Source organism: Cetobacterium sp. 2A, from assembly GCF_014250685.1.
GTDB lineage: Bacteria > Fusobacteriota > Fusobacteriia > Fusobacteriales > Fusobacteriaceae > Cetobacterium.
On the sequence record NZ_JACFAJ010000005.1, the window covers coordinates 74,770 to 99,167 of the forward strand.

General features: G+C 29.4%; 25 protein-coding genes. 16 read left to right on the plus strand and 9 right to left on the minus strand.

Going from position 1 to position 24,398, the window contains the following annotated elements:
- Positions 1-38 precede the first annotated feature (38 nt).
- A complete protein-coding gene (locus H3N56_RS03215) occupies positions 39-689 on the plus strand; it encodes a diphthine--ammonia ligase (protein ID WP_185879868.1) in 651 nt (216 codons plus the stop codon).
- Here the strand turns inward: H3N56_RS03215 and H3N56_RS03220 are convergent, their stop codons facing one another.
- A complete protein-coding gene (locus tag H3N56_RS03220) occupies positions 690-1,502 on the minus strand; it encodes a purine-nucleoside phosphorylase (RefSeq protein WP_185879869.1) in 813 nt (270 codons plus the stop codon).
- Between the two features lie 64 nt (positions 1,503-1,566).
- Positions 1,567-2,253, minus strand: a complete 687-nt coding sequence (locus H3N56_RS03225; RefSeq protein ID WP_185879870.1) for a polysaccharide deacetylase family protein — start codon at positions 2,251-2,253, stop codon at positions 1,567-1,569.
- 144 nt (positions 2,254-2,397) lie between these two features.
- Here H3N56_RS03225 and H3N56_RS03230 point away from each other — a divergent pair, with 144 nt between their 5' ends.
- Positions 2,398-3,321, plus strand: coding sequence for a GNAT family N-acetyltransferase (locus H3N56_RS03230; protein WP_185879871.1), 924 nt, complete (start codon positions 2,398-2,400; stop codon positions 3,319-3,321).
- Positions 3,322-3,361: 40 nt separating this feature from the next.
- Here H3N56_RS03230 and minE read toward each other — a convergent pair whose 3' ends face one another.
- The 5 genes from minE to H3N56_RS03255 all read right to left on the minus strand — a co-directional run bounded on the left by minE (position 3,362) and on the right by H3N56_RS03255 (position 7,016).
- Positions 3,362-3,619: a cell division topological specificity factor MinE gene (minE, locus tag H3N56_RS03235; protein WP_185879872.1), complete on the minus strand. Its 258-nt coding sequence runs from the start codon at positions 3,617-3,619 to the stop codon at positions 3,362-3,364.
- A gap of 15 nt (positions 3,620-3,634) precedes the next feature.
- Positions 3,635-4,426, minus strand: coding sequence for a septum site-determining protein MinD (gene minD, locus H3N56_RS03240; protein WP_185879873.1), 792 nt, complete (start codon positions 4,424-4,426; stop codon positions 3,635-3,637).
- Between the two features lie 21 nt (positions 4,427-4,447).
- On the minus strand, positions 4,448-5,122 hold the full coding sequence (locus H3N56_RS03245; protein ID WP_185879874.1) for a septum site-determining protein MinC: 675 nt from the start codon (positions 5,120-5,122) through the stop codon (positions 4,448-4,450).
- A gap of 72 nt (positions 5,123-5,194) precedes the next feature.
- Complete coding sequence (locus H3N56_RS03250) at positions 5,195-6,148, minus strand: dipeptidase (protein ID WP_185879875.1); 954 nt, start codon at positions 6,146-6,148, stop codon at positions 5,195-5,197.
- A 64-nt stretch (positions 6,149-6,212) separates the two neighbouring features.
- Positions 6,213-7,016 (minus strand): Cof-type HAD-IIB family hydrolase, encoded by an 804-nt coding sequence (locus H3N56_RS03255; protein ID WP_185879876.1) that lies wholly within the window; start codon positions 7,014-7,016, stop codon positions 6,213-6,215.
- Between the two features lie 150 nt (positions 7,017-7,166).
- Here H3N56_RS03255 and H3N56_RS03260 point away from each other — a divergent pair, with 150 nt between their 5' ends.
- The 10 genes from H3N56_RS03260 to H3N56_RS03305 all read left to right on the plus strand — a co-directional run bounded on the left by H3N56_RS03260 (position 7,167) and on the right by H3N56_RS03305 (position 18,448).
- Positions 7,167-7,916 (plus strand): DeoR/GlpR family DNA-binding transcription regulator, encoded by a 750-nt coding sequence (locus H3N56_RS03260; protein WP_185879877.1) that lies wholly within the window; start codon positions 7,167-7,169, stop codon positions 7,914-7,916.
- Complete coding sequence (pfkB, locus tag H3N56_RS03265) at positions 7,913-8,842, plus strand: 1-phosphofructokinase (protein ID WP_185879878.1); 930 nt, start codon at positions 7,913-7,915, stop codon at positions 8,840-8,842. The genes H3N56_RS03260 and pfkB overlap by 4 nt, the downstream gene beginning before the upstream one ends.
- Positions 8,839-10,692, plus strand: a complete 1,854-nt coding sequence (locus H3N56_RS03270; protein ID WP_185879879.1) for a fructose-specific PTS transporter subunit EIIC — start codon at positions 8,839-8,841, stop codon at positions 10,690-10,692. Before pfkB ends, H3N56_RS03270 begins: the two co-directional genes overlap by 4 nt.
- Positions 10,693-10,786: 94 nt before the next feature.
- Complete coding sequence (locus H3N56_RS03275; RefSeq protein ID WP_185879880.1) at positions 10,787-11,704, plus strand: GTP pyrophosphokinase family protein; 918 nt, start codon at positions 10,787-10,789, stop codon at positions 11,702-11,704.
- Positions 11,705-11,781: 77 nt separating this feature from the next.
- Entirely contained in the window at positions 11,782-12,534 is a 753-nt protein-coding gene (locus tag H3N56_RS03280; protein ID WP_185879881.1) for a TSUP family transporter, read from the plus strand.
- 42 nt (positions 12,535-12,576) lie between these two features.
- Positions 12,577-13,623 (plus strand): [FeFe] hydrogenase H-cluster radical SAM maturase HydE, encoded by a 1,047-nt coding sequence (gene hydE, locus H3N56_RS03285; RefSeq protein WP_185879882.1) that lies wholly within the window; start codon positions 12,577-12,579, stop codon positions 13,621-13,623.
- The gene (gene hydG, locus H3N56_RS03290; RefSeq protein WP_185879883.1) at positions 13,608-14,999 is read left to right on the plus strand and encodes a [FeFe] hydrogenase H-cluster radical SAM maturase HydG; all 1,392 of its coding nucleotides are present in this window, start codon (positions 13,608-13,610) and stop codon (positions 14,997-14,999) included. Before hydE ends, hydG begins: the two co-directional genes overlap by 16 nt.
- Positions 15,000-15,014: 15 nt before the next feature.
- On the plus strand, positions 15,015-16,202 hold the full coding sequence (gene hydF / locus H3N56_RS03295; RefSeq protein ID WP_185879884.1) for a [FeFe] hydrogenase H-cluster maturation GTPase HydF: 1,188 nt from the start codon (positions 15,015-15,017) through the stop codon (positions 16,200-16,202).
- 18 nt (positions 16,203-16,220) lie between these two features.
- Entirely contained in the window at positions 16,221-17,216 is a 996-nt protein-coding gene (locus H3N56_RS03300) for a D-cysteine desulfhydrase family protein (RefSeq protein WP_185879885.1), read from the plus strand.
- Positions 17,204-18,448: a dicarboxylate/amino acid:cation symporter gene (locus H3N56_RS03305; RefSeq protein WP_185879886.1), complete on the plus strand. Its 1,245-nt coding sequence runs from the start codon at positions 17,204-17,206 to the stop codon at positions 18,446-18,448. The genes H3N56_RS03300 and H3N56_RS03305 overlap by 13 nt, the downstream gene beginning before the upstream one ends.
- A 24-nt stretch (positions 18,449-18,472) precedes the next feature.
- Here the strand turns inward: H3N56_RS03305 and H3N56_RS03310 are convergent, their stop codons facing one another.
- Positions 18,473-19,198 (minus strand): hypothetical protein, encoded by a 726-nt coding sequence (locus H3N56_RS03310; RefSeq protein ID WP_185879887.1) that lies wholly within the window; start codon positions 19,196-19,198, stop codon positions 18,473-18,475.
- A 77-nt stretch (positions 19,199-19,275) separates the two neighbouring features.
- A complete protein-coding gene (locus H3N56_RS03315) occupies positions 19,276-19,923 on the minus strand; it encodes a glucosaminidase domain-containing protein (RefSeq protein ID WP_185879888.1) in 648 nt (215 codons plus the stop codon).
- Between the two features lie 207 nt (positions 19,924-20,130).
- Between H3N56_RS03315 and H3N56_RS03320 the strand changes: the two genes are divergently transcribed.
- The 4 genes from H3N56_RS03320 (at position 20,131) to H3N56_RS03335 (ending at position 24,396) form a co-directional block, all read left to right on the plus strand.
- Positions 20,131-20,451: a YMGG-like glycine zipper-containing protein gene (locus H3N56_RS03320; protein ID WP_185879889.1), complete on the plus strand. Its 321-nt coding sequence runs from the start codon at positions 20,131-20,133 to the stop codon at positions 20,449-20,451.
- Between the two features lie 388 nt (positions 20,452-20,839).
- Entirely contained in the window at positions 20,840-22,696 is a 1,857-nt protein-coding gene (locus H3N56_RS03325; RefSeq protein ID WP_185879890.1) for a replication initiator protein A, read from the plus strand.
- A gap of 67 nt (positions 22,697-22,763) precedes the next feature.
- Positions 22,764-23,513, plus strand: a complete 750-nt coding sequence (locus H3N56_RS03330; RefSeq protein ID WP_185879891.1) for a ParA family protein — start codon at positions 22,764-22,766, stop codon at positions 23,511-23,513.
- Positions 23,514-23,526: 13 nt separating this feature from the next.
- Positions 23,527-24,396, plus strand: a complete 870-nt coding sequence (locus H3N56_RS03335) for a ParB N-terminal domain-containing protein (RefSeq protein WP_185879892.1) — start codon at positions 23,527-23,529, stop codon at positions 24,394-24,396.
- Positions 24,397-24,398 lie beyond the last annotated feature (2 nt).

Below are 24,398 nucleotides of genomic sequence, written 5' to 3' on the forward strand. Positions count from 1 at the left end.
TAACATTAAAATATAATAATTTCTCGGAGGGAGTTTTAATGAAAAAGAAAAATTTTATAATGTCGTTCAGTGGTGGTAAAGATAGTACTTTAGCACTACATAGAATGATAAAAGCTGGACATAATCCAATGGCTTTAATTATTACAATTGATAAAGATAGAGAGAATTCTTGGTTTCACAGTATTTCAAAAAATCATATAAAAGAGGTAGCTAAATCTTTAGATATACCCCTTATGTTAATAGAGTGTGAAGGTAGCAATTACGAAAACTCTTTCGTTGAAGCTCTTGAAGTTTTTAAAAATAATGGTGCAGATTGTTGTGTGTTTGGGGACATAGATATAGATGCTCATAGAAAATGGTGCCAAGATAGATGTGATTCTGCTAAGTTAGATGCAGTCTTTCCACTTTGGCAAGAAGGTAGAGAGGATTTAGTACACGAATTTATTGATACTGGATTCAAAGCAGTAATTAAAGTAGTTAATTTAAACCATCTTTCTCAAGAGTTTTTAGGAAAAACATTAGATAGAGATATTGTAAAAGATATAAAAGCTACAGGCTCAGATCCTTGTGGTGAAAATGGAGAATATCATACTTTTGTATATGATGGGCCGCTATTCAATGTCCCAATTCAATTTGAAGTCATTGAAACAGCCCAACATAATGATTATGGATTTTTAAATATTAAATAATTACATTACAGAGATTGTTTCTGCAATCCATTTGCAGAAGCTTTCTCCTGTCTTTTTAGCTATGTCTACTACATCTTCATGAGCATGAGGTTTTGTAGCAATTCCAGTAGCCATATTTGTTATACAAGAGATTCCTAAAACTTTTATTCCTAAATAGTTTGCCACAATTGTTTCGGGTACTGTTGACATACCAACTGCTGAGGCATCCATTATGCTAAGCATTTTTATCTCTGCTGCTGTTTCATATGTAGGTCCAGTCATTCCAGCGTAAACTCCTTCTCTATATTCAATTCCAAGTCTTTCAGCAACTGCTTTAGCCTTATTCATTAAATCCTTGTTGTATGGTTCTGTCATATCTGGGAATCTTGGTCCAAATCTTTCATCATTTTTCCCAATTAAAGGATTAGTTCCAAAAAGATTTATATGATCATTTATTAGCATTAATGTTCCTGGATTAAATGTCTTATTTATTCCACCAGCTGCATTACTTACAACTATTTTTTCTATCCCAAACTGTTTAAATACATAAAGAGGATATGTAACCTGCTTCATATTGTAACCTTCGTAGAAATGGAATCTTCCTTTCATCACTAAAACTTCTACGCCATTAATTTGTCCAAAAACCAATTCACCGGCATGTCCAGCTACTGTTGAAACTGGAAAGTTTGGTATTTCTTCGTAAGGAATTACTTTTTTATTTTCAACAAAATTTACCAAGTCTCCAAGACCCGATCCTAAAATAATTGCGATTTTAGGTCTATTTTCAACTTTTTTTTGTAAATAATTATTTGTTTCTAAAACTTTCTCAAACATAATATCACTCCTAAAATTCTGATTAGTAATAAGAATAATATCATCTTTAGCCAAATTTTTCCATTTAATTTTTATATGGTTCCACTCCAAGAAGCTTATCCAAAGTTATTATTGAAAATCCTTGATTCTTTAAAATTGGTATTACAACCTCTAATGCGTCTGGTGTTTTCGATAGATGTCTCATCGTATGCATTAAAACTATTCTGTTTGATGAAGCTCCCGAAGTTATTGTTTTTACCATATCATCGCTACTTATAGTCTTTCTCCAATCGTTTGTGTCAACATTCCAATTTATAACTTTTATACTTTGACTACTACAATAATCAACCATAGTTTTACTCACTGCTCCATATGGAGGTCTAAACAGGGCTGGTTCTTTTCCTATAACTTTTTTTATAACCTCTTGAGTTTTAGTTATCTCTCTACTTACTGCATCTTCACCTTTATTATAGAATAATCCATGAGTATAAGAGTGGTTTCCAATGACATGTCCTTCGTCATATATTCTTTGAACTAAAGCTGACGTTGTTTGATTTATATTTTGACCAAGCAAAAAGAATGTTGCTTTCACATCATTTTTTTTCAAGATGTCTAAAACTTTAACTGTATTTGTTGAATCCGGTCCGTCATCAAAAGTTAATGCAATTGCTTTTTCTGATGAAACTCCAGAATAAATAATTTTCTTTTTATAATTATCTTCACCAAAAATTAATATAGAAAAAAAACAAAATAAAATGAGCATTTTTTTCATAATATATCACCACCCTGAACTTAATATTCTGAAGTTTTTAATAATTCCTCTTTAGATTTTTCTTCAAAAAGACATATTGTTATTTTTAAATAATATGGTAATATTATGGCATAAATCTGAAAAAATTAAAGTTGAGGTTAAATTATGATAAATTATAGATTGTTGGATTTAAAAGAATGTAAACTTATATCAGATATTGATAGAAGAGAGTCAATTTTTAGTACTTGGTCTATTGAGGATGGAAAGTGGATTTTAAAATATGAACACTTTGAAATTTTTGATTGGGAAGGTAGCGAACAAAGATATGTTAGTATTTTAGAAAATATTTTGTCCACTCATGGCAAAATATTTGGAGCATTTGATTCTGGTCGGTTAATTGGATTTGCTGCTCTAGAAAAAGATTCAAAACTTCAAGCTATTTTTATAGATGTAAATTATAGAAATAAAGGTATAGGAACAAAATTACTGTCATTTTGTAAAATACAAGCAAGATGTTGGGGTGCAAAAAAAATCTATCTTTCTTCAGATAATTCCGAAGCCTGCATAAAATTTTTTCTGTCTCAAGGGGCTAGGCTTGTAGAACAACATAACAAAAAAATTAATTTAAAAATAAACCTTTTCAATTTTTATCCGGAAGTTAATCTGTCTCCTATTGATTCTTATAATTGGAAACCACTTTCTAACTTAACCGTAAAACCTGAACAGAAAAAATTATACCCAATCTCAAATTTATCGTGGTTGACTATCAATAGTACAAATGACACCACTCCAACTATTTTTTCTGTTGAAATAGATGGATACCCAGTTGGAATAATTGGCTATATAAATGAAGAAGATGATAATTCTAATTGGATTAACCCTTTTATGATTGATAAGTCATTTCAGAATAAAAAACTTGGTGGAAAAGCTCTAAAAGCTATTATAGAAATAATTAAAAACTCCGATTCTCTATCTTCCATCAAAGTAAATTACAATAAAAATAATATTATTGCAGAGTCTTTATATCGTAAACATAATTTTTATCCAATACTAGAGGGAAGTACTCACAAATACTGCGAGTTATTATAAAAAATGGACCCCAAATTTTAGGGATCCATTTTTTATGCTCTTATTTTTTTGAAACTCTTATTGGAATATTAGCAACCAAAGTTGTTCTTCTTTCATTTTCTTGATTTTGAGAAATCTCTATATTAAGAGCCTCACGATCAATTTCAACATATTTTGAAATAACAGCAATTATTTCATCTCTCATATCCTCAATTATTCTTGGAGATAACATACATCTATCATGAATCAAAACCAATTTTAATCTGTCCTTAGCAATATTTCCAGATTTTTCTTTTCCAAAAAAACTAAATAATCCCACTTAAATTCACCTACCTTATCTCTTAAAAATATCTTTTATTCTGTCTAAAAATCCTGTTTTTATTTCTAAATTTAGAAACTCCACGTTACTTCCCAATGATCTCTCAGCTATATTTCTATAAGCTTTAGCTGCCAAAGACTCACCTTTATATGTAAGTGGTTCTCCTTTATTTGTAGAGATAACTATATTTTCATCATCTGGAATTATCCCAATTACATCTATTGCTAAAATATCAACTATATCATCAACACTTAGCATATTTCCTTCTTTAACCATGCTCATTCTAATACGATTAACTATTAGTTTTGGATTTCTTATTTCATTAGCTTCCAATAGTCCAACAATTCTATCGGCATCTCTAACAGCTGAAATTTCAGGTGTCGTAACAACATAAGCTTCGTCGGCTGCAATTATTGCATTTCTAAATCCTTGTTCGATTCCAGCTGGACAATCTATAATTATATAGTCAAAATCTGGTCTTAAGCTATCGATTAACTCTTTTACCTGCTCAGGTGTTACATCATTTTTATCTTTTGTTTGAGCTGCTGGTAAAAGATAAAGATTGTCACTTCTCTTGTCTTTTATAAGAGCTTGTTTTGCTCTACAATGACCATCAATGACATCAACCAAATCATAAACTATTCTATTTTCAAGCCCCATAACAACATCTAAGTTTCTAAGACCAATATCCGTATCTATTAACAATACTTTTTGCCCCTGTAAAGCAAGTGCTGCACCAAGATTAGCCGTAGTAGTAGTTTTCCCTACTCCACCCTTTCCAGACGTTATAACTAATACTTTTCCCATTGTACTTCACTCCCTAATTTTCTATATTTTCATCATGCTTTCAAGAGTTTTTTTATTGAAGCTCTCTATAAAAATTCTCCCATCTTTTGCATAGGCTATTTCAAACTCTGTACTTTTTTTAATTCTATTCGTATCCAGTATTTCTTGGTTTGGATTTTTTGCGATGAATTGTCCTATACGCACTTGTATTGGATTCATTGAAAGAGCACCAATAAAAGCTTCACTCTCCCTATCAGTACCAGCAAATACTGTTCCATTTAAATGTCCTAGCACTATAACATTTCCTTTAGCTCTTATGTAAGCACCTGGATTTACATCTCCCATAACAACTATATTTCCATCGAACTGTAAATTATTTCCAGAACGCAACGTTCCTTTATAAAATTTTGTAATACCTTCTTCAGTTAAAGCTCCTAAAAATGGTGCCATCTCCTGATTTTCAGATTCCTTTTTTGAAAATACATAAGAAATTTTGATTTGAGTATGTCTTTGTATTGAATTTAATAATACATCCTCTTCCTCTTCCGAAATCTCTCTATTTGAAAATTCAATAGCTGTGTGTGAATCTCCAATATAAGTCTCAGCTTCTTTTGCTTTTTTTATTAATTCCTCTTTCAGAATGAAAAAGTCTACATCTGGATCAAGATAAACTGATAATCTATCTCTTTTTCCTTTTAAAATAACATAATTACTCATTACTTTCCCCTTTATCCCATTCTTAGTCTAAGTATACCATAACTAGTCCTTTTCTATCAACATTAGGGATTTTTAATTTAGTATTTCTTTTATAACTCTAAAGAAATTTTTAAAAGCTATTTTCTCTATATCTTCTTTAGAGTACCCTCTACTCCCTAAAACATTTAGAATATTTTTAGCTTCCTCTGGTTTTTCTAATCCTTTTGGGCCATATAATTTCCCATCTGGATCAAAATATTCCCCAAAATCAAAACCTAGTCCTACATAATCAATTCCCATAATTTTCACCATATAATCTATATGATCTACCAATCTTTCAAGCGTCTGATTCTCTTCTGAAACATCTATAAAATTTTTATAGCTATTTATACCAACTACTCCTCTTCTTTTCGCGATAGCTCTCAGTTGCTCATCACTCAAATTTCTTGCAACGTTGCAAAGTGTTTGAGCATTAGAATGTGAGGCTATAATTGGAGTTTTAGTTGATTCTAAAATATCCCAAAAACTTTTTTCGTTTGCATGGGAAACATCTATAATCATTCCAAGATCTTCCATTTTCTTTAAAAGTTTTCTTCCTTTTTCAGTTATCCCCCTTTCTGAATTTCCTTTTACACCAGTCCCTAATTCATTTTCTTCATTCCAAGTTAAATTTCCATGTCTTATCCCTAACTCATAAAGTTTTTCTATATCTTGAATATTTTTTTCTATTCCGGCAAGACCTTCTATCCCTAAGATTGTAAATATTTTGTTCTCTGAAATCGCAAGTTCAATATCTTGGAATTTTCTAACTACTTTTAATATATCTTTTGTTTTTTCGATTTCCAGCTCCATATTTTTTAAAATAATATCCATTCTTTCTTTAGCAAAATTAGGATAGGGTTTATCATTCCAAATCACAAATATTCCACCCCATATTTTCCCTTTTATTAAAGAATTATAATGATATTTCCTAAAACCACCCTCTTTACCACTTTCCAACTTCTTAGTTATGTCGGTCCATATATCTGCATGTGCATCAAAAATCATGATTTCTCCTCAATTAAAAATTTATCCTATACCTGCAACTTCAACTTTTATCTTTATTTCCTTTTTAAATAATTTTAAAAATATTTTTTTTTATAAAATTTGCAACTCCGTTGTCATCATTGCTATCTGTAATATACGAAGTTTCCGCTTTTACTTCATCTGTTGCATTCCCCATTGCAACCCCATAGCCAACAACTTTTAGCATTTCAAGATCATTACTCGCATCTCCAAAAGCCATACATTCTTCAGGCTTTATATTTTTTTTCTCTAAAACTGCTAAGAGCGCAGCACCCTTATTTACATTTTTATTTAGTATCTCTAAAAATCTTGATTGTGAGAAAGTCACATGAACATTTTCTCCTGCAAAATTTTTAATTTTTTTCTCCAATTCTTTCAAGATATGATTTTCACCTATAAAAAGTGTTTTTGTCATTGTGTATAGCTCAAAAGTATCAAAATCTTTTTTTATAGGTGTAAGTTTTGTTAATTTCTTGTAAGCGATTGTCTCTTCATTACTATCGTTTTCAACAAACCACTCTTCATTTTGATAAAGATTTAAATGAATTCCAAATTCTCTTGAAAACTCTATTAATTTTTTTACATATTTTTCTTCTAAAACTTGTTCATATAATACTTCACCAGTTATAGGATTAATAACCTTTGCGCCATTATATGTTATAATCACACTTTTTAAACCAATTTCATCAGCAATTTTTTTGGCAGAAATATAAGGTCTCCCAGTTGATATAAATATTAAAATCCCTCTTTTTTCTAGCTCCTCTAATACCTCTAAATTTTCTAAAGATATTGTTTTATCGGAAGATAAAAGAGTTCCATCCAAATCCAAAGCTACTGCCTTTATTTTCAAGTTAATTCCCCCTAATTCTTTTTTTTAGTATACCACAAATTTAATTTTTTTAAATGTTATTGATTGTTTTTGAATGTTTTTTGAAATAAAATGATTGAATTTTAATGAAAATGATGGTATTATTAAAAAAAAGATTAAAAGGTGAAAAAAATGTTAACTATTGAAAGACATAATTTTATATTAGAACTTTTAAGTTTAAAATCAAACATTAGCAATCAAGAATTTCTAGAAAAACTAGACATATCTGAATCGACGCTTAGAAGAGACTTGAATATTTTGGAAAAACAAAGCAAAATTAAAAGAGTCCATGGTGGCGCGATGTTAATTGAAAGTAAAAAAAGAGTAGTCTTAGAAGATGATGACATCTTATCAAGATCTAATATTTCTTTCGAAGAAAAGGATAAAATTGCAAAAACTGCTGCAAATTTTGTAAAAGATGGAAGTAGTATTTATCTAGATGCAGGGACAACAACTTTCCAAATGATAAAATATTTAAAGGAAAAAAAAATTAAAGTTGTAACTAACGGTTTAAGTCTTATACAAGAATTAGAAAAATATAATCTAGAATCGTATCTTCTAGGTGGAAAAATTAAATCTAAAACTAGTTGTACAGTTGGCTATCTAGCTGTTGAATCTTTAAATAACTACAGATTTGATTCAGTTTTTCTTGGAGCAAACGCTTTTGATTTAAAAGGTTACTCGACTCCTGACCCCGAAGAAGCTTGTGTTAAAAACGCTGCTGTTAAACTAGGTGAATTTGTTTATTTTTTATGTGATAGTAGTAAAATTAAAAAAAATAGTTTTATAAATTTTGCCAAATTAAATTCTGGAACTCTTATCATAGATAAAGCTCCACCAAAAGAGTATTTTAATTTAGCTAAAATAGAGGTGACTAAATGATATATACAATTAATTTCAATCCAGCTGTAGATTACTATTTATCTTTTGATAAATTTAATCAAGGAGAATTAAATTTTCCAACCAATGACTACAAACTTCCAGGCGGAAAAGGTATTAACGTTTCAAAAGTTTTAAAAAACTATAACGTGGATTCAACATGTTTTGGATTTTTAGGAGGATTTACAGGAGAATTTATCGATACAAAACTGAAAGAATATGGTGTTTTCTCAAGCTTTATAAGAGTTAAAGATGATACAAGAATAAATATAAAAATAAACAATAATGGTTTAGAATCTGAAATTGCAGGAATAGCTCCCAAAATTACTTCTAAAAATTATTTGGATTTAATTCAACATATTAAATCTCAGCTCAAGGAAAATGATATTATAGTTTTATCTGGAAGTGTTCCTTCATCCATACCTGAAGATGCATATGCACAAATAATTGAAGTCCTTCCAAAATCTGTTAGAGTCATTTTAGATACAAGAGGTTCTGCATTTGATTCTGCTTTAAAAAAAGGTGTATTCTTAGTAAAACCAAATAAAGATGAATTAAGAGAATATTTTAAGAGAGATTTCAATACAATTGATGATTTAATAAATGGTGGGAAAGAACTACAAAGTTTAGGTGCTAAAAATGTTATTATTTCTCTGGGAAAAGAAGGTTCAATTTTTATTAGTGAAGATAAAATATATAAGGGTGGAATTCCTAAGGGTAATCTTATTAGTTCTGTAGGTGCTGGTGACTCTATGATTGCTGGCTTTATATATGGACTTGTTAAAAACTTTCCTTTAGAAGAAACTTATAAATTTTCTATTGCATCTGGAAGTGCCACTGCATTTTCAAAAGGACTTGCAACTTATGAAAAAACAAATAGTTTATTGAGCGATATTATAATAAAAAATATTGAGGTGGGAAAATCATGATAAAAAAGATGTTATCAAAAGACTGTATAGACTTAAATTTAAAAGCTACAACTAAAGATGGTGTTATAGAAGAGCTAGTAACTGTTCTTTATAATGCTGGAAAACTAAATGATAAAGAAGAATTTAAAAAAGCTATTCTTGCAAGAGAAGCACAAAGTTCAACTGGTTTAGAAGAGGGAATAGCTATTCCTCATGGTAAATCTGCTGCTGTTAAAGTTCCAAGTATAGCTTTTGGAAGAAGTAAAGCGGGTATCGATTTCAACTCATTAGATGGAGAACCTTCTACACTTTTCTTTATGATTGCAGCTCCTGAAAACGCAACTGACTCTCATATTGAAACTCTTTCTCAATTAACAACTTTATTAATGGACGATGATGTTAGAGAAAATCTTTTAAATGCTACAACTGATGATGAAATTTTTGAAATTTTAAATCTTGATGTTCAAAAAGAAATTAATCCTAAAAGTGAAGATACAGGTTATGATGTTTTAGCTGTTACAGCTTGTCCAACAGGTATTGCCCACACTTATATGGCTGCTGAAGCTCTAAATAAGGCTGCTAAAAATATGGGAATTAAAATAAAAGTAGAAACAAATGGATCAACTGGTGTAAAAAATCTTTTAACTGACGAAGATATTAAAAATGCTAAAGGAATAATCGTAGCAGCTGATAAAAATGTTGATATGGAAAGATTTAATGGAAAAAATGTTGAAATAGTTCCAGTTAAAGATGGTATTAAAAGACCTAAAGAGCTTATTGAAGTAGCTCTAGAAGGTAAAGCTCCAATCTATTCAAGTAAGAGTTCTGGAGGTTCTGCAAAATCTTCTTCTAAAAATGAAAGATCTGGTTTTTATAAGCATCTTATGAGTGGTGTTTCTAATATGTTACCATTTGTAGTAGGTGGAGGAATATTAATAGCAATTTCATTTATTTTTGGTATCAATGCTTCAAATCCTGCTGACCCATCTTATAGTCCAATTGCAAAGTTACTTATGGATATTGGTGGAGGAAATGCTTTCTTCTTAATGATTCCTGTTTTAGCTGGTTTTATTGGAATGAGTATAGCAGATAGACCTGGTTTTGCTCCCGCGATGGTAGGAGGATTAATTTCAGCCAATAACGGCGGTGGATTCCTTGGAGCAATAGTTGGAGGTTTTCTTGGTGGATATATTGTAGTTGGGCTTAAAAAAGCTTTCTCTGTTTTACCGGAAAAATTAGAAGGGATAAAACCAGTTTTACTTTATCCGCTATTTGGTATTTTAATAACTGGATTCTTAATGTACGCTGTTGTTATTGATCCCGTTGCTGCTATGAATACAGGAGTAACTAACTTCCTAAATGGATTAGGAACTGGAAACCTTGTTTTACTTGGTATTATTTTAGGTGGAATGATGGCTGTTGATATGGGTGGACCAGTTAATAAAGCTGCCTTTACTTTTGGTATAGCTACAATAGCATCTAATAACTATTATCCTCATGCTGCTGTAATGGCTGGTGGAATGGTACCACCTTTAGCTATTGCTTTAGCAACTACATTCTTCAAAAATAAATTTGACGAGGATGAAAGAGATGCTGGAAAAATTAACTATATCATGGGTGCATCATTTATAACAGAAGGGGCTATTCCTTTCGCAGCTGCAGATCCTATAAGAGTTATCCCTGCCTGTATACTTGGTTCTGCTCTTGCTGGTGGTTTAAGTATGTTCTTTGGATGTACTCTTCCAGCTCCTCATGGTGGATTATTTGTTCTTCCAATAATCGGACATCCAATTATGTATCTATTTGCAGTAACTTTAGGTTCTATTTTAAGTGCTATTATAATTGGTGTTACAAAACCAAATAAACAATAAAATTAAAAAACTCCGACAGTCGGAGTTTTTTTTTATTTTAAATATATGGTATAATTATCTTAATAATTACTTTTGATAAAGGGAGAGTTATAATATGTATAAAAAAGATATCAAGCAAATTGAACTTATAAAATATTATAAAGAAAACAGAGAGAATTATAGAAAAATGGGAAAAAGATTAGAAAAATTTTTAAAGCTCATTTTCGAAAAAGAAAAAGTAACATACCATTCCATAGCTAGTCGGGCTAAAAGTAGTGAAAGTTTTTCTAAAAAAGTTGAAAGAAAAGAATATAGCTCACTTGAATCAGCAACGGATCTCTGCGGTATAAGAGTTATCACATTTCTAGAAAGTGAAACTAAAATCGTAGAAAGTGTATTAAGAAAAATATTTTTAATAGACGAAATGAGAAGTGAAGATAAAAGTGAAAATTTAGGGGAAGATAAAGTTGGATACAAATCAATTCACCTAGTTGCTACATTACCAGAATCAATGCTTAAAATGCAAGAATTTGAAAGATTTAAAAATTTAAAGTTTGAAATTCAAGTTAGAACAATTTTACAGCATGCTTGGGCAGAAGTAGAACATGATAAAAATTATAAATTTAGTGGTCAATTACCACCCGATATAAAAAGAAGATTTAAGTTATTAGCTGGATTTTTAGAAATAGCTGATAGAGAATTTGAAAATATTTCAAAAGAGATAACTGAATATGAGAAAAAAGTATCTGAAGAGATAGCTGATAATAAACTTCAAGAAATTGGAATAAATTCAACATCTTTAGGAAAATATTTAAATGAAAAACTTGGAATTTTTATAGCGCAATCTATAAGCCAAAAGACTATTAAACTACTTAATGAAAATGAAATAAAAAATCTAAAAGATTTTTCAGAAATTGAAAATACAGAAATTATTAAAAAATATTTAGAACAAAGAAATAAAAAAGGACCATCTAGTTATGACCTTATGATTCGTCACTTATTATCTGCTAAAAAAAATGATCAAAAAGATTAATTATTTGTATTGGATAAGGTAGATTTATTGTATAATCTAAATATCTTAGAAAGTATACAATAATAGGGGGAGTAACTATGGAAAATTTTTTATTTTTAGCAACTGCTTGTTTTGCCGCTGCATTTATTGATTCTATCGCTGGTGGAGGTGGACTGATAAGCTTTCCAGCCTTCATTGCCGCTGGTTTAAATCCACACTTAGCTTTAGGAACTAATAAGCTGGCAGCATTTTTTTCAACTGTTGGAAGTACTATAGGTTTTGCCAGATCCGGAAAAATAAACTGGAATATATCTTTAAAAATAGCTTCATTTTCATTTATCGGTGCTATATTAGGGGTAAAAACAGTTTTACTTATTGACCAAAAATATCTTTATCCAATTGCTTTTTTATTGCTTGTCTTCGTATTAATATACACTTTATATAATAAAAAGATGGGAAATATAGATTCATTTGAAGGTCCTACAAAAGAAAATATGTTTTTTGGTTTCATAGTAGCTTTCGTTCTAGGTTTTTATGACGGTTTCTTTGGTCCTGGAACTGGTTCATTTATTATCTTTGCTTTAATTAAAATCTTTAAATTCGATTTTATGAGGGCAAGTGGAAACGCTAAAGTTTTAAATCTAGCTAGTAATGTATCTAGTGTTTTAACTTTCATGTACTATGGAAAAATTGCTTATTTTTATGCTTTAAGTATCGGTGTTATTATGCTTATAGGAGCTTCTGTTGGAGCAAAATTTGCAGTATCTAAAGGAACAAAATTTATAAGACCTGTTTTTCTAATTATTACAACTATAGTTACAATTAAAATGGGAATGAATATATTTAATTAGAAACTCCGACCGTCGGAGTTTTGAATTTTTTAGGAGGTAAATTTGATACATTTAATTGATAAATTATTTATTAATAACTCACTAACTAAAGAAGAATTAATATTTCTTTTAGATAATCTTACCGAATCAGATAGAGATTATTTAATTTCAAAAGCATACGAAACTAGATTAAGAACTTATGGAAATACCGTTTTTTTAAGAGGTCTCATTGAAATTACTAATTATTGCAAAAGAGATTGTTGTTATTGTGGAATAAGAGCTTCAAATAGTTCTGCTCAAAGATATAGACTTACCGAAGAAGAAATTCTTCAAGCTTGTATCAATGGCTTTGAACTTGGGTATAGAACTTTTGTTTTACAAGGCGGTGAAGATGCCTATTTTACTGATGAAAAACTTATTAAAATAATTTCTTCTATAAAAAGTAAATGTCCTGAAGCAGCAGTAACTCTCTCCTTAGGAGAAAAAAGTGAGAGTTCATATAAAGCTTTATATGATGCTGGGGCTGATAGATATCTTTTAAGACATGAAACAGCTACAAAATCTTTGTATGAATCCATCCATCCAAATATGAGCTTTGAGAATAGAATTGAATGCTTAAAAGATATTAAGAAGGTTGGACTTCAAGTTGGAGCTGGATTCTTAATTGGATTACCAAATCAAACAAATCGAGATATCGTTAATGATTTAATTTTCTTAAAGGAATTAGAACCTCACATGGTAGGAATTGGACCTTTCATTCCACAAAAAAATACTCCTTTAAGAGATGAAAAAGGTGGAGATTCACATACTACCATTACTCTACTGGCTATAATTAGACTTTTACTTCCAAATGTTTTACTTCCAGCTACAACTGCTCTTGGTACAATTGATTCATCAGGAAGAGAAAAAGCTTTTAAAGCCGGAGCTAATGTAATTATGCCAAATTTATCACCCTTTGAGTGTAGAAAAAAATATGCTCTTTATGATGGAAAAGTTTTTACAGATACTGAAAGTGCTGAAGAAAAAAAGAAAATTGAAACTAAAATTAAAGAAGCAGGCTTCGAACCTGTTTTATCTAGGGGGGACAACATTACATGGAAAAGAATTTAAACTTTATTGATCACGATTACATTTATTCTGTTATTGAAAAAGCTAAACAAGCTACACATACTGATATTGAATTAATTTTAGATAAAGCAGAAAATCATTCTGGTCTTTCTCATGAAGAGGTTGCCGTATTATTTGAAATTAAAGATAATACCCAAAAAGAAAGACTTTATAGCATTGCACATAAGTTAAAAGAAGATATTTACGGAAATAGAATCGTTGTTTTTGCTCCACTTTATGTTAGTGACTACTGTGTAAACAACTGTGTTTACTGTGGTTATAAAAGAGATAATGAATTTCCTAGAAAAAAATTAACTCGTGAAGCCATACAAAATGAAGTTAGACTTTTAGAAAAAATGGGTCATAAAAGAATTGCCTTAGAAGCTGGTGAAGATCCTGTTAATTGTGGAATTGATTATATTTTAGATGCAATTGATGCCGTATATTCAACAAAATTTGAAAATGGAGCAATCAGAAGAATAAATGTAAATATTGCTGCTACAACTGTAGAGAATTATAAGAAATTAAAAGATGCAGATATTGGAACATACATTCTTTTCCAAGAAACATATCATAAGCCAACATATGAAGCTATGCATCCAAAATCTTTAAAAGGAAACTATGAGTATCATTTAAATGCTTTTTCAAGAGCTATGGAAGCTGGAATAGATGATGTAGGAGCTGGGGTTTTATTTGGTCTATCTGATTATAAATTCGAAGTTATAGCTCTTATGCTTCATAATGAATATTTGGAAAAAACAAAAGGAGTTGGATTCCACACTATTTCTGTTCCTAGAATGAAGAAAGCTGAGGGAATGTCTCTAGAGCAATTTCCAAATCTAATTGACGATGATGACTTCCGTAAAATTATTGCAACTATAAGATTAGCAGTTCCATTTACAGGTATTATTTTATCAACAAGAGAGAGTGCTGAATTAAGAAGAGAAGTTATTAAGTATGGAGTTTCTCAAATAAGTGCTGGATCATCTGCAGATGTTGGTGGATACTCTGAAAGAGAAGAAGGGAAAACAGCAAACCAGTTCCAATTAGCAGACCATCGTACTCCTCTTGAAATTCTAAAAGAGCTTCTAGATGAAGATTATGTTCCTAGCTACTGTACGGCGTGCTATAGAATGGGAAGAACTGGAGATAGATTTATGGAGCTTGCAAAATCTGGGAATATTCAAAATGTTTGCGGACCAAATGCTCTTATGACTCTTATGGAATATGCTCTAGATTATGGAGATAAAGAGATTATTGAAAAAGTAGAAAAAGTTATCAGTAGAGAAATACCAAAAATAAAAAGAGAAGATATAAAAACTCTAACATTGAAAAATATCGAACTTATAAAACAAGGTAAAAGAGATCTTTACATCTAATTTGGGAGGATTTTTATGAATAACACACCTAATAGTAACAGGAAACATATTGGAATTTTTGGAAAAACAAATGCTGGAAAATCTTCACTTTTAAATGCCATTACAGAGCAAGATATCGCAATTGTTTCAGATATTCCTGGTACAACAACTGATTCCGTGACTAAAGCTATGGAATTGATTCCATTTGGTCCTGTTCTTTTTATTGATACTGCTGGATTAGATGATGATAGTGCCCTTGGAAAATTAAGAGTTAATAATACTCTAAAAGAATTTAAAAGAACTGATTTTGCTATTTTTGTTATGGATAGTAATAGTTTAGATTTAGATTTTTATAACAAGCAAATAAATATATTTAAAAAATATAATATTCCCTATATTTTAGTATTTAATAAAATTGATACTTGCACTCATGAACAAGTTCAAACTTTAAAAGAAAAATTTCCTAATGCAATTATGACCTCTGTAAATAATAGGGAAAGTATATTACTCTTAAAAGAAACTCTTATTAAAAATCTTCAAATAACAGAGGAGGAACCCTCTCTTATAAAAGGCTTGGTTCCATACAACGGAACTATTGTAATGGTAGTTCCTGTCGATTCTGAAGCCCCAAAAGGCAGATTAATTTTACCTCAAGTACAAGTAATTCGTGATTGTTTAGATAATGGAATTAAAAGTTATGTTGTAAGAGATACCGAACTTGAATCTGCCTTAGAAGATTTAAAAAATATAGACTTGGTTATAACTGATTCTCAAGCTTTTAAAAAAGTTGATTCCATTTTAAATAATAGAACCAAATTAACAAGTTTCTCAATTCTTTTTGCACGCCAAAAGGGAGATTTAGATGCTTTTGTTGAAGGTGTGAAAACTTTAGATAATTTAGTTGATGGATCGAAAATTTTAATATCAGAATCTTGTACTCACAATACTTCACATGAAGATATTGGAAAAGTTAAGATTCCAAATTTAATAAAAAAGTATACAGCAAAGCAGATAAATTTTGATTTTAAAATGGGAAAGGATTTTCCTGAAAATTTAGATGAATATGACTTAATCATTCATTGTGGTTCTTGTATGTTAAATAAGAAAATAATGCAAAATAGAATAAAGGAATCTCACGAAAATGGGGTACCTATAACTAACTATGGAATTGTCATTGCCTATTTAACTGGTATTTTAGACAAATCTATAGAAATTTTTTCTTAAGTAAAAATTGGAGGAAACATGATTAAAATACCAAATTCTATTTCAATTGCTAATTTACCAACCAGAATTGAAAATCTGAAGGGACTTTCTGAAGAATTACAAAAGAATATTTTTATTAAACGGGATGATTTTACTGGATGTGAAGTTTCTGGAAATAAAGTAAGAAAACTTGAATACTCAGTGAAAGATGCCATAGATAAAGGATGTAATACTTTGATAACCTGTGGTGGAATTCAGTCTAATCATGCTAGAGCGACTGCTGCTGTAGCAGCTAGATTGGGATTAAAATCTATTTTAGTTTTAAGGTCTAATGAGACTCCCAAAATAGATGGAAATTATCTACTGGATGAAATTTTAGGATCTGAAGTAAGGATTATAACATCAGATCAGTATAGAGATTCTAGAGAAGAAATAATGGAAAGTATTAAAAAAGAAGTGGATTCACAAGGTGATAAGGCCTATATAATTCCTGAAGGAGCTTCAAACGGCATAGGAACATTTGGATATTTTAACTGCTTTAAAGAAATTTTAGAACAAGAAAAACTTATGAATAAATCATTTGATACGATATTAGTTCCAGTAGGATCTGGTGGAACTTATGCGGGGTTATTTTTAGCTAATAAATTATTAAATTCCAAAAAAAGAATTATTGGAATCAATGTTTGTGATGATGCAGAATTTTTTAAAAATAAAATTTCTGAAATAGTGCAAGAAACTTTAGATATCCTTGGAAAAAAATTAGATTTTTCAAAAGACGAAATTGAAATTATAGATGGATATGTCGGAAGAGGTTATTCTTTGAGTAGAAAAGAAGAAATTGATTTCATAAAAAAAATAGGTCGTACTGAAGGTGTTATACTCGATCCAGTCTATACAGGCAAAGCTCTTTACGGACTATACAATGAGTCTAAAAATAAAAATCTTGATACATGTAAAAATATTTTATTCATTCATACAGGTGGGATTTTTGGCCTATTTAAAGATTATGAGGAGGATATTCAATGGAAAATTTGAAAAAACCAAACCATATTTGGGATGCCTATAAATTTTCACTAGTATTAATTGGAGCAATTATCTTAGGAAGTATTGTTGGAATTATAATGGGACCAAAAGCAATGATGTTTAAACCTTTTGGAGATCTTTTTATAAATGCTATGTTCACAATAGTAGTTCCTCTAGTTCTTGTTACAATTAGTAGCTCTATTGCTAGCATGAATGATATGAAAAGATTAAAAAATATTTTAAAAAGCTTAGTAATAGTCTTTGTGTCTACTGGATTAGTTGCAGCACTGCTTATAATTGTTGTAGTTACTTTTTTCCCTCCAGCTGAGGGTGTAAATTTACATCTTCAAACTACTGAAGCATTAAAACCTTTCCAAACTGGAGATCAAATAGTTTCAGCTCTAACAGTTAAGGATTTTCCAGAATTAATTTCTAGAAAAAATATGTTACCTTTGATTATTTTTTCCATTATTTTTGGTCTTTGTATAAATATGACAGGAGAAAAAGGAAAAGTTGTAGCAAAAGGTTTGGATGCTTTATCTGAAGTTTTCTTAAAAATGATAAATCTTTTGATGTATTATGCGCCAATTGGACTTGGAGCTTATTTTGCGTCACTTATTGGAGAGTATGGAAAGGAACTTTTAGGATCGTATGCAAGAGCCATGTTGATTTATTATCCTCTTTGTATTGTATATTTTTTTACAGCTTTTCCAATATATGCTTATATAGCTGCTGGAAAAGAAGGAGTAAAATCCCTAAAACACTTACTTTCTCCAGCTATAACATCTTTAGCTACCCAGAGTAGTATTGCAACCCTTCCTGTCAATTTAGATGCGTGTGAAGAGATAGGAGTTCCTAAAGATATAAGAGAAATTGTTCTACCTATTGGAGCTACAGCTCATATGGATGGAACTTGTATTAGTACAATTTTAAAGATCTCATTTTTGTTTGGAATTTTTGGAATTCCTTTCGAAGGTGTTGGAACTTATGCGAGCGCACTTCTTTTATCTTTAGTCGGTGGAGTTGTAATGTCAGGAGTTCCTGGCGGTGGATTAATTGGAGAAATGTTAATTGTTACAATGTACGGATTCCCTCCAGAGGCATTTCCAATAATTGCAACGATAGGATATTTGGTAGATCCTCCAGCAACTATGATAAATGCAAGTGGAGACACTGTAGCAGCTATGCTAGTAACAAGAATGGTAGAAGGTAAAGATTGGATGAAAGCAAAAATAACGACCTAAGTGATATCACTTAGGTCGTTATTTTTAGCTCCACTGCTTTTCTAATTCTATTAAATCTTCTTCTTGAGAAGTTATTTTTAATTTTTCTATTGCTGAGTAAAGTAAATGATATCTATTCACTCCAGTAAATAATGTTTCATAAAGATTATCAAACTCTATAACTATTTCTGAAAATTCTCTTTCGTGTTTTTTCCAATAAATTAACTCGTCTTCAAATTCTCTTTTTATTTCTGGATAAGCTTCCCAATTTTTAAATTGAGAAAAAAACAAATATGTGAGAACTGCTCCCATAAGTTCAGTCTCTTTTTTAGTAACAGGATTATGTAATTTATAATAATATTTTTTTTTGAATTTATTCATAGAATATCTCTGTTCTTCACTCATTCTTATTTCGAAGTTTGAATATTGCGTCGCAGATATGTCTGAGGCTGCGTATTTTGCCGTTAAAGGGTCTATATAAACTTTTACGACACTTTCCTCGTCTGCAATGAAGCAATCCCTTCCTAGGGCATTTAAATCGTTTATAATTAAAATCATTGGATCATAAAAATTTAAGAAATTTTCATTCCCAAAATATATTTTAACATTTTTAAATCCCAAATCTAAAATAGCTTCTTCTTTCTTTAAAATTTTAATAGGAATTCTTAAAGAGTTGTGTTCTTTTTTATGATCTTTTGAAAGTTTAAAATATTTAAAGATTTTTAATCCTGTATAAATAAACAAAACAAATATAAAAATCATTAGCTCCATGAATATCCTCCTCAAACAAAATAAATAAAATTTATTATTTTGAGGGTATTTACGCAGAATTATTTAAAAATCCTTATTTATATATCATATTTAGTTAAATTATTTCCTTTTATAACTTTTGAAAGTTCAGATGGGTAATTTTTACTTCCACCATAAACCACTAAATGTTTAATTAAAGAAGGTGTTGATTCTCCATTTCTTATACTCTTTCTAAGGGGTTGATATGCTTCATGTCTTGAAAGATTTATAACATAATCTTTAACTGATTCTTCTATTGTTTCGTATTTTCTATAATAAACTCTAGAATTTTGAGCAGCTTTCAATCTTGGTTCACTAGAATTGAAAGATTTCATTCCAAAAAGATTATTACTTTTTTGTGCCACTCTTGATTTACCCCATGCGCTTTCAAGAGATGCTTGAGCTAGTATTAATGAAGTTGGTGGTATTATCATTTTATCCATCAATGTTTTTTTATCTCCAACTCTCACTCTGTAAGTTGAATAAACTTCATTTAAAAATTCTTTTTCCGCTTTTGTTATTTTTGACTTATTTAAAATATTAGTTACTTTCTCTTTATCTTGTTTTATATCATTTTGTACTTCCGTTATTATTGGTAGCATTGTTTTAATAAAACTATTAGAACCTTTTTTTAAATCTGCAGCAGTTGCTGAGAAGCTACTGATAAAAAGAAATGCTGTCAATGTGAATATAATTATTTTTCTCAAGTTAACTTCCTCCGTATTTATTATTTTTAGAAATATTTATTTCCGTTTGACTAAGTATATAATATTTTTGTGACATTCTTGTGAACTTTTTGATTTTTTTTGACATACTATACAACAACGTAGAAATTTTGTATGATATTACAGAAGGTTAAATTTATACTTTACCGTATACTTTTATAATTTATAGCAATAAGAAAGGAGATAAAAATGAAAAAGAAAATTACCATGTTACTTTTTATGGGTACTATGCTGATTGGATGTTCTAATGTTGGGTCTAATACTATTGGATCTACTACTGTAGGAGCTGGTGCTGGTGCTTTATTAGGTCAAGCTATTGGTCATGATAGTAAAGCTACTTTACTAGGTGCTGGAATTGGTGCTGCTGCTGGTGCCTTAGTTGGTTCGGTTCAAGATCAAACTCAAGCTATAGAAAATAATAACAGATCAACTCCTAATTATTATAATAATCAACCACAGTATACTCCATATTACAATAGTCAATATGCTACTCCTCGTTCAGGTTATTAAAATTATCAAAATGAAGACCCTTTTAGGGGTCTTTTTTTTATGCTATTTATATATTGTTTAGTTTGTTATATATTGTTATATAATGTTATAAATATTAGGGCAAAAAACGAAAATTAAAGTAGGCCAATAAAATCAAGGGCTAGATTGAAAAAACCATCAAAAAAACCTCAACGTTATCGTATACTATTATTCAACGTTATCGTATACTATTCCTCAACGTTATCGTATACTAGTTTTGACGTTATCGTATACTAGTTTTGACGTTACTGTATACCAAGGATGTTTTTTCACAAACTTCTACATTAGCGTATACTTTTAAGCTTGTATTTTGTATTTTATAGTGTTAAAATACATAAAAAGTATACAATAACGTTGAGGGAGAAAAAGGATGAGCAATAACCTTATAAATAAAGATTTTTTATTATGGGAAGAGATTGATAGCTCTGAACAGGCAGAAACTTTAGAAGAAAACCTGTCAGTTGAGGATTTGAATTTGGAAAATCCATCTTTAATAAGAATGGATATGAATATAATTGAATATCCGTTATTTAGCAAAAATAATCATAGAAAAGTAAACCAGAGTATAAAATATTTTTTTAATAATGACAAAGATGTTTTTATTATGGTTAAGCCTATATCTGGTGATTATATTCCTGGAGATTTTGAAGAAAGAGTTTTTATTGCTTTATTAAAAATAATGAAGAAGAGAGGATTTCAACAAACTTTTTACGTTTCAGCAACAGAACTTTTAGATGAGTTTGGATTGACAAACAAGGCCTATTATAAAAGAATAAAACAATCTATAACAAGGCTTGCAGAGACATCTTATGTTTTTAAAAATACTTTATACTTGAGTAAAATAAAGAGAAATATAGAAGATACGGTCAACACGAATATTATGACTATAAGAACAATTAGTCTAGTGAATGACAAAAAATTAAGAGAAGAATTATATAATGATAACAGGATTAAAGAGATTTATGAGATAACAATCTCAAAATATTTTTATGATAATATCATAAGAAAAGGTTACTTAGTTTACGATTCAAATACTTTATTAGGAATTGAAAATTCAACGACTAGAACCGTTTATATGTTAATCAGTAAATTGAGATTTCAAAATCTATATTTGAAGGTTCCGTCGCTTTATTTAATAAAAAGAATTCCATTAAAATTTAATAAAGTTACGATAAGTAGAACAGTCAAATCTTTGGAAAGATGCTGTAAAGAATTATTAGAAAAAAAACTTATCACAAGATACAATATTATAAAAAATAAAAAATGGGAAGAATCTGAGATTGAGTTTTTCTTTGAGGATGTTCACAATAATATAAAACAAAAACATTTTTATGCCGATAAGAAAGATTTTGGAGAAGTTCTTAATAATTATGATGCTTCTTTACTGATAAGTCATACGGAAGAGCAGAGTTTATCACCACTTCAGGAGATAAAAAAAGAACTTGAGGAAAATACTCCAACGCCTGAAATGATAGAAACTGTTTTAAATAGTATGCCAATAAAAGCTAGAGATTTAAAAACAATTCCAAATCTTATAAGAGATGCAATTAAAACGCATGGTTTCCAACATGTAAAATTTGTAGCAGAATATATGAAAATTCATAAAGTTGGAAATATTAGAAGTTATTTCACTCAAGCTTTAGAAAATGGTTGGGCTGATGAATATATTGCTAAAAGAAAAAATGAAGAGAGAAAAAAAGTTGTACAAGTTCCTTTATTTATTGAGTCAGAGAGTGATTTAATTCATACTCAATTAAAAAATGAAACTAAAGAAAAATATATAGTTCTCAGTGAAAAAGAAAAAGAAGATATTGAAAAAATCGCTTACATAGAGTACATAAAGAAGTGTGGTGCAGAAACAAGTGCTCAAAAGAGAGCTTTCAAGTTAGGGAAAGAAAGTATAATTATTGATTATTTGATAACTAGCAAATATTTTGAGATGAACCCCAAAATTATAGAAACTATTATTGAAGAGATTGAACCAGAGATTGAAGAGATTGAATCAGAGGAAATTATAGCAGATATATTCGCAAAATTCGAAACATTCTCATCTTATAAATTTAAAATTTTCCAAATTTTACAAGAAAAAATTGAAATGGAAAAATTAAAAATGATTTTAGATTTTTTAAACTTTGAGAAGGAATTTAATTCAACAATGGATGAATATACAATATTTTTAATGTTTAATGAGGGACAAAAAAGTAGAATACTTATAAAGAAAAAATAATCGTTATTGTATACTATGTTAAATATATACATTACCGTATACTAAATTTAAATTGGGAGAGGAGATAATGAGAAAGTTAGTAATAATTAATCAAAAGGGTGGGGAAGCAAAAACAACTACAAGTAGAAATATATCTGAAATATTAGCTTTAAAGGGATTAAAAACTTTAGTTATAGATATGGATCCACAAGGAAATTTGACAACTAATTTTGATATAAACAAAAGAGAGGTCAAAACATTATTTGATGTTTTTAATAGAGAAGTGGATATAAATGATGTAATAATAGAAAAAACTGAAAATCTTTCAATTATTCCAAATAATATAAAAATGGCAAAAGCGAATATGCAGTTTGCAGGGCATCCAAATTGGGCTAGACTTTTAAGAAAATCTTTAAAAGAATTAGATAAAAAATATGATTATATAATCATGGATTGTCCACCAGCTCTAGATTTTAGTACGTATAATGCTCTAAATGCAGCAACAGAAATCATAGTAACTCTTCAAGCGGAGGAAAATTCATTAGAAGGAATTTCCGATTTAATGGACACTATAGAAGAAGTAAGAGACGACAATGAAGCATTAAAAATATGCGGAGTTGTTATAACTAGATTTAAAAGCAATACAAATCTTCACAAGGGGTTTAAAGGAGTTTTAGATAACTATTTTGGAGAAGCTATGTTTAAAACTGTTATAAGAGATAATATAAAAGTGGCAGAAGCAAATCAGTCTCACAAAAGTGTTTTAGAGTATGATAAAGAATCCAACGGTGCTAAAGATTATAGTTTATTGGTTGAAGAGATAATTATTAGAAATTAAGGGAGGAAGAAGTGTGGATTTAAGTAATAATCCTTTAGCTCGTAGAGAAGTAACTTTTGAGCTTAAACCAAAAATTGAAAAAACAACAATTGAAAGATACGGAGAAGTAAGAAATATCAATATAAAAATATTTGAAAAAATAGATTTGGAAGATAGAACTTTTGTGAATAGATTAGACGAAATTAATCAAATAAAAAATGATGAGAATTTCCTTGGACTAATTGAAAGTATTAGGGGAGTTGGACTTATAAATCCAATCTATTTATTTGAAAAAAATGAGAAGTATATAGTAATATCAGGATGGAGAAGAAGTTTAGCGTTATCTGAAATTTTTAAAGAATGTAGAGAAAAAACTTTTCAAGAAAGAGCAATTATTTTAAAAGAAAATACTCCTTTAGAGATATTAGAGGGAATTTCAATTGATGAAAATACAAAAAGAAAAAATTTATCTCTTTTAGAACTTTCATATAAATTTAATAGGCTCTCGGAAGATGGGAATCTTTCTATAGAGGAGTGTTTAGAGAAATTTAAAATTGGAAAGAGTCAGTTTCATGCAATAAAAAAAGCTATTGAGTTTGAGCCAGAAGTAAAGTCAATTTTAGAGATAGTTGGAGCCGTTAAGGGAGATCTTATAAATAAAATTGTAAAATTATGTAAAAAAGAAGATAAAATAATAGATGTACAGGATTATTCTAATAAAACTAGAGATGAATTAAAAGAAATTTTAGATAATTTTAAAATTTCAACAAAAAAAATTGGAATTCAAAAGTTTAAAAACTGTAAGATTAAAAGAACAGATAAAAATACAATTATAACAATAAATAAACAATTAAATCCTGAGATTTTAGAGAAAATTATTCAAATTATAGAAGTTGGAAAATAAAC